This window comes from Microbacterium sp. 22215, assembly GCF_052045655.1.
GTDB lineage: Bacteria > Actinomycetota > Actinomycetes > Actinomycetales > Microbacteriaceae > Microbacterium > Microbacterium phyllosphaerae.
In genome coordinates, this window is sequence record NZ_JBQEPC010000001.1 from 622645 (window position 1) to 641137 (window position 18493).

12 protein-coding genes and 3 rRNA genes are annotated in these 18493 nt (G+C 64.7%); 13 read left to right on the forward strand and 2 right to left on the reverse strand.

All coding sequences use genetic code 11. The features are described 5' to 3' along the window. The first annotated feature begins 119 nt into the window (after positions 1–119). The 6 genes from argC to argH are packed head-to-tail and all read left to right on the forward strand — an operon-like array spanning position 120 to position 6807. Entirely contained in the window at positions 120–1172 is a 1053-nt protein-coding gene (gene argC, locus ACTJKH_RS03175; protein WP_440735718.1) for an N-acetyl-gamma-glutamyl-phosphate reductase, read from the forward strand. Next, positions 1169–2326: a bifunctional glutamate N-acetyltransferase/amino-acid acetyltransferase ArgJ gene (argJ, locus tag ACTJKH_RS03180; protein WP_440735719.1), complete on the forward strand. Its 1158-nt coding sequence runs from the start codon at positions 1169–1171 to the stop codon at positions 2324–2326. The genes argC and argJ overlap by 4 nt, the downstream gene beginning before the upstream one ends. Then, positions 2323–3243 (forward strand): acetylglutamate kinase, encoded by a 921-nt coding sequence (gene argB, locus ACTJKH_RS03185; RefSeq protein WP_440735720.1) that lies wholly within the window; start codon positions 2323–2325, stop codon positions 3241–3243. The genes argJ and argB overlap by 4 nt, the downstream gene beginning before the upstream one ends. Then, a complete protein-coding gene (locus tag ACTJKH_RS03190; RefSeq protein ID WP_440735721.1) occupies positions 3240–4451 on the forward strand; it encodes an acetylornithine transaminase in 1212 nt (403 codons plus the stop codon). The genes argB and ACTJKH_RS03190 overlap by 4 nt, the downstream gene beginning before the upstream one ends. Then, complete coding sequence (gene argF, locus ACTJKH_RS03195; RefSeq protein ID WP_440735722.1) at positions 4448–5377, forward strand: ornithine carbamoyltransferase; 930 nt, start codon at positions 4448–4450, stop codon at positions 5375–5377. Before ACTJKH_RS03190 ends, argF begins: the two co-directional genes overlap by 4 nt. Continuing rightward, the gene (gene argH, locus ACTJKH_RS03200) at positions 5377–6807 is read left to right on the forward strand and encodes an argininosuccinate lyase (RefSeq protein ID WP_440735723.1); all 1431 of its coding nucleotides are present in this window, start codon (positions 5377–5379) and stop codon (positions 6805–6807) included. Before argF ends, argH begins: the two co-directional genes overlap by 1 nt. A gap of 114 nt (positions 6808–6921) precedes the next feature. Here the strand turns inward: argH and ACTJKH_RS03205 are convergent, their stop codons facing one another. Continuing rightward, complete coding sequence (locus ACTJKH_RS03205) at positions 6922–7509, reverse strand: DUF1349 domain-containing protein (protein WP_440735724.1); 588 nt, start codon at positions 7507–7509, stop codon at positions 6922–6924. A 59-nt stretch (positions 7510–7568) separates the two neighbouring features. On the opposite strand from ACTJKH_RS03205, the gene ACTJKH_RS03210 reads away from it, so the two are divergent. From ACTJKH_RS03210 to ACTJKH_RS03225, 4 genes are all read left to right on the forward strand, one after another. Then, the gene (locus ACTJKH_RS03210) at positions 7569–8213 is read left to right on the forward strand and encodes a SatD family protein (protein WP_440735725.1); all 645 of its coding nucleotides are present in this window, start codon (positions 7569–7571) and stop codon (positions 8211–8213) included. After that, complete coding sequence (locus ACTJKH_RS03215) at positions 8210–9070, forward strand: hypothetical protein (RefSeq protein WP_440735726.1); 861 nt, start codon at positions 8210–8212, stop codon at positions 9068–9070. The genes ACTJKH_RS03210 and ACTJKH_RS03215 overlap by 4 nt, the downstream gene beginning before the upstream one ends. 62 nt (positions 9071–9132) lie before the next feature. Beyond that, a complete protein-coding gene (tyrS, locus tag ACTJKH_RS03220) occupies positions 9133–10434 on the forward strand; it encodes a tyrosine--tRNA ligase (protein ID WP_440735727.1) in 1302 nt (433 codons plus the stop codon). 90 nt (positions 10435–10524) lie between these two features. Continuing rightward, entirely contained in the window at positions 10525–11322 is a 798-nt protein-coding gene (locus ACTJKH_RS03225; RefSeq protein WP_440735728.1) for a DUF4184 family protein, read from the forward strand. Here the strand turns inward: ACTJKH_RS03225 and ACTJKH_RS03230 are convergent. Continuing rightward, positions 11307–12632: a CoA transferase gene (locus ACTJKH_RS03230; RefSeq protein WP_440735729.1), complete on the reverse strand. Its 1326-nt coding sequence runs from the start codon at positions 12630–12632 to the stop codon at positions 11307–11309. The two genes, ACTJKH_RS03225 and ACTJKH_RS03230, sit on opposite strands and share 16 nt — an antisense overlap. A 596-nt stretch (positions 12633–13228) precedes the next feature. Here ACTJKH_RS03230 and ACTJKH_RS03235 point away from each other — a divergent pair. The 3 genes from ACTJKH_RS03235 (at position 13229) to rrf (ending at position 18484) form a co-directional block, all read left to right on the forward strand. Continuing rightward, positions 13229–14751, forward strand: a 16S ribosomal RNA gene (locus ACTJKH_RS03235). Positions 14752–15159: 408 nt separating this feature from the next. Then, a 23S ribosomal RNA gene (locus ACTJKH_RS03240) occupies positions 15160–18262 on the forward strand. Positions 18263–18367: 105 nt separating this feature from the next. Next, positions 18368–18484, forward strand: a 5S ribosomal RNA gene (rrf, locus tag ACTJKH_RS03245). The 16S, 23S and 5S rRNA genes sit together here, the layout of an rRNA operon. Positions 18485–18493: the final 9 nt, after the last annotated feature.

Sequence of the window (18493 nt, forward strand, 5' to 3'; positions counted from 1 at the left end):
TCTAGGCGACCCTGCGCTTCTGCCTGCGTACGCACGGCGGTCGAGTGCCGGTGTCGCCGCCCCGGTTCCCGACACTGCACCCCGAGTTCGACACGGGGTCCGACCGTTAAGGTAGAAGCATGACGTACTCCGTCGCCGTCTCCGGCGCATCCGGCTACGCGGGCGGCGAGATCCTGCGCCTCCTCGCGTCGCATCCCGACATCGAGATCCGCACCGTCACGGCGCACTCGAACGCGGGCCAGCCGCTCGTGCAGCACCAGCCGCATCTGCGCTCCCTCGCACACCTGACTCTGCAGGACACGACGTCCGAGACCCTCGCCGGTCACGACATCGTCTTCCTCGCGCTTCCGCACGGTCATTCGGGTCAGTACACCGACGCCCTCGGCGACACTCCTCTCGTGATCGACGCGGGCGCCGACCATCGGCTGACATCGCCGGATTCGTGGGACGCGTTCTACGGGGGCGACTTCCACGAACCGTGGGCGTACGGCGTCCCCGAGCTCCTGGTGGGCGGCCTGAAGCAGCGCGAGACGCTGCGTGGTGCGTCACGGATCGCGGCCCCCGGCTGCAACGCATCGACGGTGAGCCTCAGTCTCGCGCCCGGAGTCGCGGCGGGAGTGATCGACCCCGGCGACATCGTGTCGGTGCTCGCCGTCGGCCCGTCCGGTGCGGGCAAGAGCCTCAAGACCAATCTGCTCGGCAGCGAGATCCTCGGCAGCGCCAACCCCTATGCGGTCGGCGGCACTCACCGACACATCCCCGAGATCCGGCAGGCGCTCGCCGCCGCGTCCGGCCTGGCGGCCGACGGCATCCGCATCTCCTTCACCCCGGTGATCGTGCCGATGTCCCGCGGGATCCTCGCCACCTCGACCGCGCCGATCGTCGGCGACGTGAGCGACGCCGAGATCCGGGCCGCGTGGGAGAACGCGTACGGTGACGAGACCTTCGTGCAGCTGCTGCCCGAAGGTCACTTCCCGCGCACCGCCGACGTGCTCGGCGCGAACACCGCGCTGATCGGTCTCGCGATCGATCGTGCCGCGAACAGAGTCACCGTGGTCACCGCGGTCGACAACCTCGTCAAGGGCACCGCAGGCGCTGCCATCCAGTCCATGAACCTCGCGCTGGGGCTTCCCGAGTCCCGCGCCCTCTCAGTGAACGGAGTCGCGCCGTGAGCGTCACCGCCCCCGCAGGATTCGAGGCGGCGGGAGTCGCCGCCGGCCTCAAGACCACCGGCAAGCCCGATGTCGCCGTCGTCGTCAACCGCGGCCCGCGCAAGGTCGGCGCCGCCGTCTTCACGAGCAACCGCGCGAAGGCCAACCCGATCATCTGGTCGCAGCAGGCCGTCGCCGACCGCGTGGTCGAGGCCGTCGTGCTGAACTCCGGGGGAGCGAACTGCTTCACCGGGAGCTTCGGATTCCAGACCACGCACCAGACGGCCGAGAAGGCTGCAGAGCTCCTCGGCGTCAGCGCCGGCGATGTGCTCGTCTGCTCGACCGGTCTCATCGGCGTCGGCGACGAGGTCTTCCGCGGCAAGGTGCTCGCAGGCACCGAGCAGGCGATCGCCGCGCTGTCGACCGACGGAGGCGAGGTCGCGGCCGAGGCCATCATGACCACCGACAGCGTCTCGAAGACCGCGGTCGTCACGCGCGACGGCTGGACCATCGGCGGCATGGCCAAGGGAGCGGGCATGCTCGCACCGGGCCTCGCCACCATGCTGGTCGTCATCACGACGGATGCGGTGCTCGAGCCGCTCGAGGCGGATGCCGCGCTGCGCGCAGCGACCGGCACGACGTTCGACCGTCTCGACTCCGACGGCTGCATGTCGACGAACGACCAGGTCACCCTGCTGGCCAACGGCGCATCGGGCGTCGTGCCCGACGCCGAGGCCTTCACCGCCGCTCTGCGCGAACTGTGTCAGCAGCTCGCGGTCAAGCTCCAGGGCGATGCCGAGGGCGCCAGCCACGACATCACCATCGAGGTGCAGCACGCCGTGTCCGAGGGGGAAGCCGTCGACGTCGGTCGCTCGGTCGCTCGGAACAACCTCTTCAAGGCCGCGATCTTCGGCAACGACCCGAACTGGGGTCGGGTGCTCGCGGCGATCGGCACCACGAACGCGCAGTTCGACCCGTACGACGTCGACGTCTGGATGAACGGCGTGCGGGTGTGCAGCGAGGGCGGCCCTGATCGCCCGCGCGAAGAGGTCGACCTGACTCCGCGCGCGACCCACCTGGTGATCGATCTCAAGGTCGGCGAGGCGACGGCGACGATCCTCACGAACGACCTCACCCACGACTACGTGCACGAGAACAGCGCGTACGCCTCATGACCACCGACATCCAGGACACCACGCCGGACGTCGCCGCCGTCAAAGCCGCGACGCTCATCGAGTCGCTCCCGTGGCTGAAGAAGTTCCGCGATCAGATCGTCGTCGTCAAGTACGGCGGCAACGCCATGGTCTCGGACGAACTGCAGGAGGCCTTCGCCCAGGACATCGCGTACCTGCGCTACGTGGGTGTCCAGCCCGTCGTCGTGCACGGCGGCGGACCCCAGATCTCCGACATGCTGCAGCGACTCGAGATCCCGAGCGAGTTCAAGGGCGGCTACCGCGTCACGAACACCGAGGCGATCGGTGTCGTGCGCATGGTGCTCACCGGCCAGGTGAACCCGCAGCTGGTCTCCAAGATCAACTCGCACGGGCCGATCGCGACCGGACTCAGCGGTGAGGACGCCGGGCTCTTCGGCGGCCGTCGCCGAGGTGTCGTGATCGACGGCGAGGAGATCGACCTCGGCCGCGTCGGCGACGTCGTCGAAGTCGACCCGACACCCGTGCTCGACCACCTCGCCGCCGGTCGCGTGCCGGTGGTCTCCAGCATCGCACCCGACCTCGACCACCCCGGTCAGTCGCTGAACGTGAACGCGGATGCCGCGGCTGCGGCCCTCGCGGTCGCGCTCAAGTCGCGCAAGCTCGTCATCCTCACGGATGTCCCGGGGCTCTACGCCGACTGGCCCAATCGCGACTCTCTCGTGTCGCACCTCACGTCGGAGGCACTCATCGAGATGCTCCCGACCCTCGAGTCCGGCATGATCCCGAAGATGAAGGCCTGCCTGGATGCGATCGAGGGCGGCGTCGACGCCGCCGCCATCATCGACGGACGGGTGCCGCACTCGGTGCTCGTCGAGCTCTTCACCAGCAAGGGAATCGGAACAGAAGTGGTCTTGGGAACGGCAGGGGCGAACGCATGAGCAATTGGCAGGATGACGCAGCGAGCGATCTGGTCCTCAACGCCGGGCCCCGCCTGGCGATGCTCACCCGCGGCGAGGGCTCGTATCTCTGGGACTCCGAGGGCAAGCGCCACCTCGACTTCCTCGCCGGTATCGCGGTGACCTCTCTCGGTCACGCGCATCCGGTGTTCGTGGAGGCCGTGTCGCGACAGGCGGCGACGCTCGCGCACGTGTCGAACTACTTCGCGACCCCGTCGCAGCTCGCGCTCGCCGCGCGGCTGAAGCGCCTCGCCGGTGCCGGGATCGACGGCCGCGTGTTCTTCTCGAACTCCGGCGCCGAGGCGAATGAGGCGGCGTTCAAGCTCGCCCGTCTGCACGGCGGCACCGAGAAGCCGCGCATCATCGCTCTCGAGAACGGATTCCACGGACGCACGATGGGATCGCTCGCGTTGACCGCCAAGGCCGCCATGCGCGCGCCGTTCGAGCCGATGCCCGGTGGGGTGGAGCACATCCCCGCGACGATCGAGGCTCTCGAAGCGGCGATCGACGACCGTGTCGCCGCCGTCATCGTCGAGCCCATCCAGGGCGAGGCAGGTGTCGTCGAGCTTCCCGAGGGCTACCTGCAGGCGGCGCGGTCGCTGACGCTCGCCCACGGAGCACTGCTCATCGTCGATGAGATCCAGACGGGAGCCGGACGCACCGGTGCCTGGTTCGGGTTCAGTCACGAGGGGATCACTCCCGACGCCATCACGCTCGCCAAGGGCATCGGCGGCGGCTTCCCGATCGGCGCGCTCGTGACCTACGGTGCCGCGAGCTCGCTGTTCACGCCCGGCTCGCACGGCTCGACGTTCGGCGGGAACCCCCTGGCCACTGCGGTCGCCGACGCGGTGCTCACCGAGATCGAGGACGCCGGACTCGTCGAGAATGCAGCGCGCCGCGGCGAGGAGCTGCGCGAGATCATCGCCGGGCTCGAGTCGCCGCTGATCACCGGTGTGCGTGGCCGCGGACTCCTGATCGGCGTCGGCCTGAGCGCCCCCGTCGCGAACGACGTGGTCGCCGCGGCCCAGGAACGCGGTCTCATCGTGAACGCGGCGAACCCCGAGACCGTGCGCATCGCCCCCGCCCTCACCATCGGAGACGCAGAGCTCGCCGAGTTCCGCGAACTCTTCGCCGCATCGCTCGACGATGTCCAGGCATCCCTCACCGAATCCGGAAAGGCCCTCGCATGACCCGCCACCTTCTGCGTGACGACGATCTGACCCCCGCAGAGCAGGCGGAGATCCTCGATCTCGCCATCGAGCTGAAGAAGGACCGCTGGGCGAACAAGGCTCTCGCCGGCCCGCAGACGGTCGCGGTGATCTTCGACAAGTCGTCGACCCGCACCCGCGTCTCGTTCGCGGTGGGGATCGCCGATCTCGGTGGCTCCCCGCTGATCATCTCGACGGCGAACAGTCAGCTCGGAGGCAAGGAGACCCCGTCCGACACCGCGCGCGTGCTGGAGCGTCAGGTCGCGGCCATCGTCTGGCGCACCTACGCCCAGTCCGGACTCGAGGAGATGGCTGCCGGAACCACCGTTCCGGTCGTCAACGCCCTCTCGGATGACTTCCACCCGTGCCAGCTGCTCGCCGACCTGCTCACGATCCGCGAGCACAAGGGCGATCTGAAGGGTCTGACCCTCACGTTCTTCGGTGACGGTCAGAGCAACATGGCGCACTCCTACGCACTCGCCGGTGTCACTGCCGGTATGCACGTGCGCATCGTCTCGCCCGTCGACTACGCGCCGCGCGCCGATGTCGTCGAGGCGGCCGACCGCCGCGCCGCCGAGACCGGTGGGTCCATCACGCTCTACACCGACGCGGTCGAGGCCGCGGCGGGAGCCGACGTCGTGGTCACCGACACCTGGGTGTCGATGGGCAAGGAGGAGGAGAAGCTCGCGCGCATCCGCGATCTCGGCGGGTACAAGGTGACGCCCGAGACCATGGCGCTCGCCGACCCCGAGGCGATCTTCATCCACTGCCTCCCCGCCGACCGCGGTTACGAGGTCGACTCCGAGGTGATCGACGGTCCGCAGAGCGTGGTCTGGGACGAGGCGGAGAACCGTCTGCATGCGCAGAAGGCCCTGCTCGTCTGGCTGCTCAGCAGGAAGGACGCGTGATGGCCGACGCGAAGAACGAAGGCACCAACGAGGGCGCGCTGTGGGGTGCCCGGTTCGCGAGCGGTCCCTCGCCCGAGCTGGTCGAGCTCAGCCGGTCGACACACTTCGACTGGGTGCTCGCGCCCTACGACATCGCAGGATCCCACGCCCACGCGACCGCACTCGCGGCGGCCGGGTATCTCGAGCCCGACGAGGCGACGCGGATGCACGAGGGACTGGATGCCGTGGCGCGCAAGGTCGCCGACGGCACGCTGCAGCCGGTCCCGTCCGACGAGGACGTGCACGGTGCCCTCGAGCAGGCGCTCATCGCCGAGCTCGGCCCTGAGCTCGGCGGACGCCTCCGTGCCGGACGCAGCCGCAACGATCAGATCGCCACGCTCGTGCGGATGTACCTGATCGACCACGCCCGCGTCATCGCCCGCGACCTGCTCCGCGTCATCGACGCGCTCGTCGCCCAGGCGGAGGCGCACCCGGATGCGATCCTTCCCGGGCGCACGCACCTGCAGCACGCGCAGCCGGTGCTTCTCGCGCACCACCTGCAGGCGCACGGCTGGCCGCTCGTGCGCGAGCTCGAACGTCTCGTCGACTGGCGTCGTCGCGCCGGCGTCTCGCCCTACGGCGGGGGAGCCCTCGCGGGTTCGACCCTCGGACTCGACCCCGCGCTCGTCGCGACCGAGCTCGGACTCGATCGTCCGGCCGAGAACTCGCTCGACGGCACGGCCGCCCGCGACGTGGTGGCCGAGTTCGCGTTCATCACCGCGATGACCGGAGTCGACATCTCGCGCCTGAGCGAGGAGATCATCCTCTGGAACACGCGCGAGTTCGGATTCGTCACCCTGCATGACAGCTACTCGACCGGGTCGAGCATCATGCCGCAGAAGAAGAATCCCGACATCGCCGAGCTCGCTCGCGGCAAGTCCGGGCGTCTGATCGGCAATCTGTCCGGTCTGCTCGCGACGCTCAAAGGACTTCCGCTCGCGTACAACCGCGACCTGCAGGAAGACAAGGAGCCGGTCTTCGACTCGGTCCAGACCCTCGAGGTCGTGCTTCCCGCGTTCGCCGGCATGATCGCGACGCTGCGCTTCGACACCGAGCGGATGGCGGCTCTCGCGCCCCAGGGCTTCTCGCTCGCGACGGATGTCGCGGAGTGGCTCGTGAAGCGTCGTGTGCCGTTCCGGGATGCCCACGAGATCTCGGGCGCACTCGTCCGCGCCTGCGAGGAGCAGGGGATCGGCCTCGAGGATGCCTCCGACGAGCTGTTGCTGTCGGTGTCGCCGCATCTGGTTCCGGAGGTCCGTGAGGTTCTCACGATCGAGGGTTCCGTGGCGTCCCGCACCGGCGCCGGAGGCACGGCGCCCGTGCGGGTGGCAGAGCAGCGGGCTGAGCTCGTGGCCCGAGCTCAGGCGGCCGCGCACGCGCTCGGCCTCTAGCCGGCGATTGCGGAGGAGCGACGACGCGTACGACGGAAGACGGCCCGCGGAGACTCTCGACGAGAGCATCCGCGGGCCGTTCTGTTCTTCGTGTACGCGACCTGTGGGCGCGATTCAGTGCAGCGCGGCGTCAGCGGCAGAGCGTGTCCAGCGGGTGAACCGCACCACGAGACCGGAACGCGTGGGGCCGGCGAGGAAAGGGCCGGCGGATGCCACGGCGTCGCCGTCGAACGGAGCCACCCGGACGAGTCGCCAGTCGCCGTCTCCCGCTCGCGCGCGCACGATCACCGCATCCGACCAGCGGCTCACCCGCACGGTGATCTCGCTGCCGTGCCAGTCGTCGACGTATCCGACCGACCAGTCGGAGCGGATGTCGGTGACGACGGCCCCGAGTCCGAGGTGATCGTCGGCGTACTCGATGCCCGCCTTGATCCAGTGCTCGTCGTCGATGCGCACGAAGACGCCCGCCTGATCGAACTGACCGTCCCACGGGGCGCGGAACGAGACGTCCATCGCCTCGCCCACCTCCAGAGGAGCGAGCAGCGCATGCTCGGTGTCATGCACGAAGCCGTAGGCGGTGTGCCGCCAGGCGTCGCTGCCCTCTACCGCGGTCACGTCGAGGTGATCGCCGTCGATGGCGAGATCGGCGGGTGCGTGGGTCCAGGAGCCGTCGGCCCAGGGGATGATGTCTGATTCAGGCATGTTCCGAGACTATAACCAAATAGGGCATAAATGGAAGTTATTCGTGTTACGGTTATCGCATGGTCATCGCCGTACTCGCCGACATCGTGGGCTCTCGCAAGCTCGACGATCGATCGGCGGCGCAGCGCATCCTCGACGGAACCATCGTGCGGGTCGAGAACGATCTGCCCCTCGCGCAGCAACCGCTGACGCCCACGGTGGGAGACGAGCAGCAGGGGGTCTACCTGGCGCTCGAAGACGCGATGGTGTCGCTCCTGATGATCCAGCTCGCTCTTCCCGACGGCATCGCCTTCCGCTTCGGGGTCGGCGTCGGCGATGTGCGCGCGGTCGACTCCGTGCACGGCGAGCTCGCCGACGGCCCGGGCTGGTATGCCGCACGAGCCGCCATCGAGACCGTGCACGCGAGGGAGGGTCGCACCGTGCCGCGTACCCGCACCTGGATTGTCGGTGCTCCCGGGCAGGATGAGGTCATGGACAGCGTGATCGCCGCATCGAACGCCTACCTGCTCGTCCGCGACGAGCTGGTCGGGGCGATGAACGAGCGCGAGCGCCGTCTCACCTACGGTCGCCTGATCGGCCGATCGCAGCATGAGCTGGCTGCCGAGGAGGGCATCTCGCAGCCGAGCGTCTCGAAGTCGCTGCGGAGCGCGGGGAGCGCCGCTCTCCTCGAGGGAGTGGCCGCCTTGAGGGGAACACACGCATGATCGCCGCCGGATTCCTGTTCCTGGCGGTGGGTGCCGCTGATCTGGTGCGTCAGTTCGCGCCGCGTCGGTGGATCGGCTACCTCGTGGTGGCCGTCATCCTGCTCCTGCTCGGCAGCGTGAGCGATGCGCTGCTGCCGATGCTCGCCGGCCTCGTCGTCGGCGCACTGTGGGTCTGGTGCATGCCGTCGGAGAGACCGGCCCCGCTCGGGTTCTGGCCCGCTGTGCTCCTCGGCGTGTTGAGCATCGGTGCCGTGGTGTGGCTCGGTGCTCGCACGGATGCAGGTCTGATCGGGTCAGTGTGGACGCTGCGTTCGCCGTTCGGCGACGTTCCATTCGATCTCGCGCTGCTCACCCTGGGCGTGGGGCTGTTCCTGCTCGAGTCTGCGAACCTCGTCGTCCGCGCGGCACTCGACGGCGAGCACACGTGGCGACCCGCCGAGCTGCGGCGCCTCGTGCCCGACGCTGCCGAGACGAGCCCCGCTGTCGGGGAACCTCGCGACGCCGTCGTCTCCGGGGAAGCTCCCGACGAGAGCGCACCCGCCGAAAGTGCGGCGGCCGAGACCACACAGGCCGAGACCGCGGATGTCGGTATCCCGGCATCCGATCTTCGGGCGGGATTCAAGGGCGGGCGCCTGATCGGGCCGCTCGAGCGCATCCTCGTGATGATCCTCACGCTGGCCGCCGCCTACCCGATCCTCGCGGCGATGCTCGCGGCCAAGGGCATCGTGCGATTCCCCGAGATCTCGCGCGACGGCGAGACCGGGGCGCGGGCCGAGTACTTCCTGGTGGGCAGTCTCGTGAGCTGGGTGATCGGGTTGGGCGCGGCGTTCCTGGTGTGGTGGGCAGCCCACAGCTGACAGCTCCGGTCCACCCGGGCGGCGGCGAATGGCGTGCACTCACCGCTGATAGCCTGGAGCGCGTGTCGAATACCGATCTGACGACCGCCCCGCCGGCGATCGACCCCACGTTCGAGAACGTGTGGGACGAACTGCTGTGGCGCGGCCTCGTCCATGTGTCCACTGACCAGGAGGCGCTGCGCGCCCTTCTCGCCGGGGACCCGATCACGTATTACTGCGGCTTCGACCCGACAGCTCCCAGCCTGCACCTCGGCAACCTGGTGCAGCTGCTGACGCTGCGTCGCATCCAGCTCGCCGGGCACAAGCCGCTGGGCCTGGTCGGCGGTTCCACCGGTCTCATCGGAGACCCGCGACCCACCGCCGAGCGCACGCTCAACACCCGTGAGACCGTCGAGGAGTGGGTGGGACGCCTGCGTACGCAGGTCGAGCGCTACCTCAGCTTCGAGGGCGACAACGCGGCTCGCATCGTCAACAACCTCGACTGGACGGCGCCGCTGTCGGCGATCGACTTCCTGCGCGAGATCGGCAAGCACTACCGTGTCGGCACGATGCTGAAGAAGGATGCGGTCGCTGCGCGCCTGAACTCCGACGAGGGCATCAGCTACACCGAGTTCAGTTACCAGATCCTGCAGGGCATGGACTTCCTCGAGCTGTACCGCCAGTACGACTGCGTCCTGCAGACCGGTGGCTCCGACCAGTGGGGAAACCTCACGAGCGGCACCGACCTCATCCGCCGGTCCGAGGGCGTCGCCGCTCACGCGATCGGCACGCCGCTGATCACGAACAGCGACGGCACCAAGTTCGGCAAGAGCGAGGGCAACGCGATCTGGCTGGATCCGGAGATGTGCAGCCCGTACCGGATGTACCAGTTCTGGCTCAGCACGGCGGATGCCGACGTCATCGAGCGGCTCAAGGTCTTCACGTTCCTCACGCGCGCCGAGATCGAGGAGTACGAGGCGCTCGTCGAGTCCGAGCCCTTCCGGCGTGCCGCGCAGAAGCGTCTGGCGCTCGAGGTCGTCGCCACCGTGCACGGCATCGACGCGACGGCGGCCGTGATCGCAGCATCCGAGGCGCTGTTCGGCCAGGGCGACCTGACCGCGCTCGACGCGTCGACGCTGCGCACGGCGCTCGAGGAGCTCCCGAATGCCACGGTCGACGCGGGGGCGTCTGTCGTCGACGCCTTGGTCGCGACCGGATTGGTGTCGAGCCTGTCGGAGGCTCGCCGTGCGATCGGCCAGGGTGGTGTGTCTCTCGACGGCGAACGCGTCGACGACGAGTCGGCCACGGTGCACGGGACTCTGCCGGGAGCGGTGTCTGTGCTGCGTCGTGGCAAGAAGACCCTCGCAGGAGTGTTCATCGCGTGACGACCGACATCTGATCGCGTGACGGCGGTCGCCTGAGCTGTTCTCGGGCGGCCGCCGTCACCGCTTCCGCCACTCGACAGGAGACTCCGGATGCCTTTCACCCCGAGCCATGCCCTGGTCGCACTGCCCTTCATCCGCACCCCGCTGGTGCCGGCGGCGATCGCGATCGGCGCGATGACGCCCGATCTGCCCCTGTTCCTGAGGGGCGTCGGTCTCGACTACTCGTTCACGCACACGTTCGGCAACGTGGTGTGGACGGCCCTGGTCGCCTTCGTGCTCTTCCTGGTGTGGCGGGTCGTGCTCCGCCCGGCGGTCGGCGAGCTCTCCCCGTCGTGGGTGGCGCGGCGCGTTCCGGCCGACTGGTCGCAGTCCGGTGTCGAGGCGGCCGGCGCCGCGGTGGGCTTCGGAGCGAGACGACCCTGGTACCCGGTGCTGCTCGCCGTCTCCCTGATCCTGGGGGTGCTGTCGCACATCCTCTGGGATCTCTTCACGCACGAGGGACGCTGGGGCGTCGAGATCCTGCCCGCTCTCGGGGAGATGTGGGGTCCTCTCACCGGATACAAGTGGCTGCAGCACGGGTCGAGTGCGATCGGGCTCGTCGTGATCGCGATCTGGGCCGCGCTCCGGCTGCGTCGTGCCGAGCCGCGCATCACCGTCACGAGGGTCATCCCCGCGGGAGTCCGCATCGCCTGGTGGCTGTCGCTTCCGGCGGTACTCGTGACCGCCACGGTCATCGGATATCTGGCGTACGGTCCGTTCACCGAGGAGTTCACGTACCAGCACCTCGCGTACCGGATGCTCCCGCCGGCCTGCGCGCTGTGGGGTGCGCTCACTCTGGTGCTCTGCCTGGCGCTCCCGCTCTTCCGCCGGCATCACCAGCGCGGCTGATCCGACCCCCGGCGGCGCGGAGCGACGAACTCGAATCCCGGAAGCACGGGAGCCGCGGTCGTGAGTTCGCGCCCGTCGACATCGAAGGCCGCGGAGTGATCGCCGGTCACGAACTCCCGCTCCGACACCGGTTCGAGCGTGCGAGGCATCCCGAGCAGCTCGGCGGCCACGCGACGCAGCGATGTGCGCACCGTCCAGCTGCCGCCCTCCTGGCGCCGGCGTCTCAGCAGCGCGATGACCGCCGCCGCCAGGAGGTAGCCCGCGCTGTGGTCGAGGGCCTGGGCGGGGAGCGCTCCGGGGCGGTCGCCGTCGGGTGATTCGATCAGCGAGATCCCCGACTCGGCCTGCACCAGGCTGTCGAAGCCGGCGCGATCCGGTTCGTCCATGCCCCAGGCGCTGAGCTGGGCGACGATCAGTCCCGGATGATCCTCGGTCAGTGCGGATGCCGACAGCCCGAGGCGGTCGAGCGACGAAGGCCGGTATCCGAGCACGACGACGTCCGCGGCGTTGAGGAGCTCGCGGAATCGTTCGTCTCGCGCATCGAGCAGTGCGGATCTCTTGCCGTGACCGGTGTCGAGATGCTGCCACTCGGGCTCGGCGAGTTCCGGGGGGTCCACCCGAAGCACATCGGCGCCGAGCAGTGCGAGAGTGCGCGTGCACACAGGGCCTGCGATGACACGGGTGAGGTCGAGGACGCGGATGCCGGCGAGCGGACCGCGTCCCACGTGGGAGGCCGGTCGGGCGTCCCGGGGTCCATCGGTGTTCTCGTGGGCGACATCGAGCAGGGGAGTGGTGCGCGATCGTGCGTCGAGGCGGGGATCCTCCGGACGCACGGGGACGGCGAGTCCGCGCTCGGCGGTGATGAGGCCGACGGCTTCGGCTGTCGTGCACTGGAGGATGGCTGCGCGCACCTCATCGACGCCGGCGCCTGCTCCGAGTCCGAGCCCGGCGAGAAGCCGCGCGGCGTGATGTGGATAGTTTCCGTGGGTGCGCACCCATCCGTCGGCTGAGCGCCAGAACCCGGAGTAGGCAGACCACACGTCGGGCGCGATCCCGTCGACCGAGAGGACACGATCGCTCCTGTAGGCGGTGGAGATGCGATCCGGATCAGGCATATCGCGGATACCGGTCATCAGGCACACCGCGCGCACGCTCGCCCAGGCGAGATCGGCGGTGGCGAGACGGGAGGGCAGGGGCACAGGATGCGGTGGCTGCGTCTCGAACTCACGGACGTCGTCGGGCCCGCCGAGCTCTGACGAGACACGCTGCAACAGGGCGGTCGCGGGGGAGGGAATCCGGGGTGCGGTCACGCTGCGATCGTACTCGTGGCGGTGATCGCGGGCCATTTCTCCCTCTGGACTGGGAAAACGTCACTCACAGCGCTGAGCGACACGCCCGGGGGTGGTGGGCCGATTTGCCAGAACCCCGGAATCCACGTAACTTATTACTTGTTCGCCCCACAGGGAAGCGGAGAGGCCGAGAGCTTCACCCCCCTCAAGCGGAGAACCAACTCCCACATCCACTCACTTGTGAGAACAGACGCCTGCGTCTAGGATGGGAGATCCACCCCTTCTGCGGCTGTCAACAGCTGCGCAGCGGATCCAAGATCCGCACGGCGCGCCGATTTGACAAGCGAGACAGGGTGGCTAAGATAGAGAAGTTGCCCTTCGGGCCTGGTTGTGATGACTGGGTCGTGGGAGCATCCGATCCTTGAGAACTCAACAGCGTGCACTTGTCAAATGCCAAATTATCCTCGTCTAGCTTCGGCTAGTTGAGAATTCCTTTGGATCAAAGACCAACCTCCTTGTGGGGTTGGCATTCGGATGAAGTCAGCAATGAATTTGTCTCTTTGGTCAGCATCAAACTCGCTGCGTCACCGTTTTCCCGGTGTCGTATGCATTTCTTTTTTACGGAGAGTTTGATCCTGGCTCAGGATGAACGCTGGCGGCGTGCTTAACACATGCAAGTCGAACGGTGAAGCCCAGCTTGCTGGGTGGATCAGTGGCGAACGGGTGAGTAACACGTGAGCAACCTGCCCCTGACTCTGGGATAAGCGCTGGAAACGGCGTCTAATACTGGATACGAGTAGCGACCGCATGGTCAGTTACTGGAAAGATTTATTGGTTGGGGATGGGCTCGCGGCCTATCAGCTTGTTGGTGAGGTAATGGCTCACCAAGGCGTCGACGGGTAGCCGGCCTGAGAGGGTGACCGGCCACACTGGGACTGAGACACGGCCCAGACTCCTACGGGAGGCAGCAGTGGGGAATATTGCACAATGGGCGCAAGCCTGATGCAGCAACGCCGCGTGAGGGATGACGGCCTTCGGGTTGTAAACCTCTTTTAGCAGGGAAGAAGCGAAAGTGACGGTACCTGCAGAAAAAGCGCCGGCTAACTACGTGCCAGCAGCCGCGGTAATACGTAGGGCGCAAGCGTTATCCGGAATTATTGGGCGTAAAGAGCTCGTAGGCGGTTTGTCGCGTCTGCTGTGAAATCCGGAGGCTCAACCTCCGGCCTGCAGTGGGTACGGGCAGACTAGAGTGCGGTAGGGGAGATTGGAATTCCTGGTGTAGCGGTGGAATGCGCAGATATCAGGAGGAACACCGATGGCGAAGGCAGATCTCTGGGCCGTAACTGACGCTGAGGAGCGAAAGGGTGGGGAGCAAACAGGCTTAGATACCCTGGTAGTCCACCCCGTAAACGTTGGGAACTAGTTGTGGGGTCCATTCCACGGATTCCGTGACGCAGCTAACGCATTAAGTTCCCCGCCTGGGGAGTACGGCCGCAAGGCTAAAACTCAAAGGAATTGACGGGGACCCGCACAAGCGGCGGAGCATGCGGATTAATTCGATGCAACGCGAAGAACCTTACCAAGGCTTGACATATACGAGAACGGGCCAGAAATGGTCAACTCTTTGGACACTCGTAAACAGGTGGTGCATGGTTGTCGTCAGCTCGTGTCGTGAGATGTTGGGTTAAGTCCCGCAACGAGCGCAACCCTCGTTCTATGTTGCCAGCACGTAATGGTGGGAACTCATGGGATACTGCCGGGGTCAACTCGGAGGAAGGTGGGGATGACGTCAAATCATCATGCCCCTTATGTCTTGGGCTTCACGCATGCTACAATGGCCGGTACAAAGGGCTGCAATACCGCGAGGTGGAGCGAATCCCAAAAAGCCGGTCCCAGTTCGGATTGAGGTCTGCAACTCGACCTCATGAAGTCGGAGTCGCTAGTAATCGCAGATCAGCAACGCTGCGGTGAATACGTTCCCGGGTCTTGTACACACCGCCCGTCAAGTCATGAAAGTCGGTAACACCTGAAGCCGGTGGCCTAACCCTTGTGGAGGGAGCCGTCGAAGGTGGGATCGGTAATTAGGACTAAGTCGTAACAAGGTAGCCGTACCGGAAGGTGCGGCTGGATCACCTCCTTTCTAAGGAGCATCTGACTCTTCGGAGTCCAGAACCCAGTTCGAAGGCATACGTTCTTCGCTGGGAGCTCATGGGTGGAACATTTGACATGGTGCGAAGGATGAAGGTTTCTCTTAGTACACCGCTTGCGGTGGGAACGGGGAGGGTTTCGGATGTCGCACCTGCACGCTGTTGGGTCCTGAGGGACCGGATGCGATCTTCGGATCGTTTCTGTACCTCTGGGCCTCTTGTTGTTTCTCCTGTGGGGGAAGTGAGAAGGGGTACCGCCCGTACTTTGAGAACTACACAGTGGACGCGAGCATCTTGCAGCTGATCTTCGGATCGGTTGCACAAGATGATCTTAAAGATCATTAGTCAATTTCATGCCAGGCTTTCGGGCCTGGTGTCGATTCTGATTCAAACTCATGTGATTTCAAGTCTTTAAGAGCAAACGGTGGATGCCTTGGCATCTGGAGCCGAAGAAGGACGTAGCAATCTGCGATAAGCCTCGGGGAACTGATAAGCAAGTTTTGATCCGAGGGTGTCCGAATGGGGAAACCCCGCTGGGCGGCGTGCCGACCTAGTGACTCCCGCCTGAATATATAGGGCGGGTAGAGGGAACGTGGGGAAGTGAAACATCTCAGTACCCACAGGAAGAGAAAGCAACCGCGATTCCGTTAGTAGTGGCGAGCGAAACCGGAACAGGCTAAACCTAGCGTGTGTGATAGCCGGCAGGCGTTGCACGTTGGGGGTTGTGGGACTTTTCAGTCATCTCTGCCGAGGTGGCGGCGTTACACGATGGTATAGACGAACGGTCTTGAAAGGCCGGTCATAGAGGGTGCCAACCCCGTAGTCGAAATGCCAACCGTGGCGCGAAGAGTATCCCAAGTAGCACGGGGCCCGTGAAATCCCGTGTGAATCTGTCAGGACCACCTGATAAGCCTAAATACTCCCAGATGACCGATAGCGGACAAGTACCGTGAGGGAAAGGTGAAAAGTACCCCGGGAGGGGAGTGAAATAGTACCTGAAACCGTTTGCTTACAAACCGTTGGAGCAGCCTTAGTAGCTGTGACAGCGTGCCTTTTGAAGAATGAGCCTGCGAGTTAGCGATATGTGGCGAGGTTAACCCGTGTGGGGTAGCCGTAGCGAAAGCGAGTCTGAATAGGGCGATTCAGTCGCATGTCCTAGACCCGAAGCGAAGTGATCTATCCATGGCCAGGTTGAAGCGACGGTAAGACGTCGTGGAGGACCGAACCCACTTAGGTTGAAAACTGAGGGGATGAGCTGTGGATAGGGGTGAAAGGCCAATCAAACTTCGTGATAGCTGGTTCTCTCCGAAATGCATTTAGGTGCAGCGTTGCGTGTTTCTTGCCGGAGGTAGAGCTACTGGATGGCCGATGGGCCCTACAAGGTTACTGACGTCAGCCAAACTCCGAATGCCGGTAAGTGAGAGCGCAGCAGTGAGACTGTGGGGGATAAGCTTCATAGTCGAGAGGGAAACAACCCAGACCACCAACTAAGGTCCCAAAGCGCGTGCTAAGTGGGAAAGGATGTGGAGTTGCCTTGACAACCAGGAGGTTGGCTTAGAAGCAGCCACCCTTGAAAGAGTGCGTAATAGCTCACTGGTCAAGTGATTCCGCGCCGACAATGTAACGGGGCTCAAGCACGCCACCGAAGTTGTGGCATTGACATTATTGGTAGGCCTTCGTGGTCCAGCCGTGTTGATGGGTAGGAGAGCGTCGTGTGGCCAGCGAAGCGGCGGTGTAAACCAGCCGTGGAGGCTACACGAGTGAGAATGCAGGCATGAGTAGCGAAAGACGTGTGAGAAACACGTCCTCCGAAAGACCAAGGGTTCCAGGGTCAAGCTAATCTTCCCTGGGTAAGTCGGGACCTAAGGCGAGGCCGACAGGCGTAGTCGATGGACAACGGGTTGATATTCCCGTACCGGCGAAGAACCGCCCAAGCTAATCCAGTAGTGCTAAGTGTCTGAATCCCAGTGACTGATCCCTTCGGGGTGACGCTCTGGGCCTAGCGCACGACCCCATTCTGGTGCGGTTAGCGTATTAACAGGTGTGACGCAGGAAGGTAGCCCAGCCAGGCGATGGTTGTCCTGGTGCAAGTGCGTAGGCCGAACGGTAGGCAAATCCGCCGTTCACATAGGCTGAGACACGATGCGAATAAAAAGTGGGTGATCCTATGCTGCCAAGAAAAGCATCGACGCGAGGTTCTAGCCGCCCGTACCCCAAACCGACTCAGGTGGTCAGGTAGAGAATACCAAGGAGATCGAGAGAATCGTGGTTAAGGAACTCGGCAAAATGCCCCCGTAACTTCGGGAGAAGGGGGGCCTTCGACGTATTAGGACTTGCTCCGAAAGCGTTTGGAGGCCGCAGAGACTAGTGGGTAGCGACTGTTTACTAAAAACACAGGTCCGTGCCAAGTCGCAAGACGATGTATACGGACTGACGCCTGCCCGGTGCTGGAAGGTTAAGAGGACCGGTTAGCCGCAAGGCGAAGCTGAGAATTTAAGCCCCAGTAAACGGCGGTGGTAACTATAACCATCCTAAGGTAGCGAAATTCCTTGTCGGGTAAGTTCCGACCTGCACGAATGGCGTAACGACTTCCCAACTGTCTCAACCGCGAACTCGGCGAAATTGCATTACGAGTAAAGATGCTCGTTACGCGCAGCAGGACGGAAAGACCCCGTGACCTTTACTACAGCTTGGTATTGGTGTTCGGTGTGGCTTGTGTAGGATAGGTGGGAGACTGTGAAGCATGGACGCCAGTTCATGTGGAGTCATTGTTGAAATACCACTCTGGTCACTCTGGATATCTAACTTCGAACCGTAATCCGGTTCAGGGACAGTGCCTGGTGGGTAGTTTAACTGGGGCGGTTGCCTCCCAAAAAGTAACGGAGGCGCCCAAAGGTTCCCTCAACCTGGTTGGCAATCAGGTGTCGAGTGTAAGTGCACAAGGGAGCTTGACTGTGAGACTGACAGGTCGAGCAGGGACGAAAGTCGGGACTAGTGATCCGGCAGTGGCTTGTGGAAGCGCTGTCGCTCAACGGATAAAAGGTACCTCGGGGATAACAGGCTGATCTTGCCCAAGAGTCCATATCGACGGCATGGTTTGGCACCTCGATGTCGGCTCGTCGCATCCTGGGGCTGGAGTAGGTCCCAAGGGTTGGGCTGTTCGCCCATTAAAGCGGTACGCGAGCTGGGTTTAGAACGTCGTGAGACAGTTCGGTCCCTATCCGCTGCGCGCGTAGGAAATTTGAGAGGATCTGACCCTAGTACGAGAGGACCGGGTTGGACGAACCTCTGGTGTGTCAGTTGTTCCGCCAGGAGCACCGCTGATTAGCTACGTTCGGGATGGATAACCGCTGAAAGCATCTAAGCGGGAAGCCGGCCTCAAGATGAGATTTCCATACCTTCGGGTGAGAGGCTCCCAGCCAGACTACTGGGTTGATAGGCCAGATGTGGAAGTGCAGTAATGCATGCAGCTGACTGGTACTAATAAGCCGATGACTTGATAACACACCGTTTGTTGGTGCTACGCGTCCACTGAGTGGTTCTCGATGTACGGTCGAGAACCGCATGACAATGACTTTGTTATGTGTTTGATTGAAACATCAATAGTGTTTCGGCGGCCATAGCGTGAGGGAAACGCCCGGTTACATTCCGAACCCGGAAGCTAAGCCTCACAGCGCCGATGGTACTGCAGGGGGGACCCTGTGGGAGAGTAGGACACCGCCGGACTTCTTTTAA

Bases quoted from the DNA above. Each gene is read 5' to 3' on its own strand.
- argC (WP_440735718.1), top strand. From the start codon at position 120: ATGACGTACTCCGTCGCCGTCTCCGGCGCATCCGGCTACGCGGGCGGC.
- argB (WP_440735720.1), top strand. From the start codon at position 2,323: ATGACCACCGACATCCAGGACACCACGCCGGACGTCGCCGCCGTCAAA.
- ACTJKH_RS03190 (WP_440735721.1), top strand. From the start codon at position 3,240: ATGAGCAATTGGCAGGATGACGCAGCGAGCGATCTGGTCCTCAACGCC.
- argF (WP_440735722.1), top strand. From the start codon at position 4,448: ATGACCCGCCACCTTCTGCGTGACGACGATCTGACCCCCGCAGAGCAG.
- argH (WP_440735723.1), top strand. From the start codon at position 5,377: ATGGCCGACGCGAAGAACGAAGGCACCAACGAGGGCGCGCTGTGGGGT.
- ACTJKH_RS03205 (WP_440735724.1), bottom strand. From the start codon at position 7,509: ATGCCTGAATCAGACATCATCCCCTGGGCCGACGGCTCCTGGACCCAC.
- ACTJKH_RS03210 (WP_440735725.1), top strand. From the start codon at position 7,569: ATGGTCATCGCCGTACTCGCCGACATCGTGGGCTCTCGCAAGCTCGAC.
- ACTJKH_RS03215 (WP_440735726.1), top strand. From the start codon at position 8,210: ATGATCGCCGCCGGATTCCTGTTCCTGGCGGTGGGTGCCGCTGATCTG.
- ACTJKH_RS03225 (WP_440735728.1), top strand. From the start codon at position 10,525: ATGCCTTTCACCCCGAGCCATGCCCTGGTCGCACTGCCCTTCATCCGC.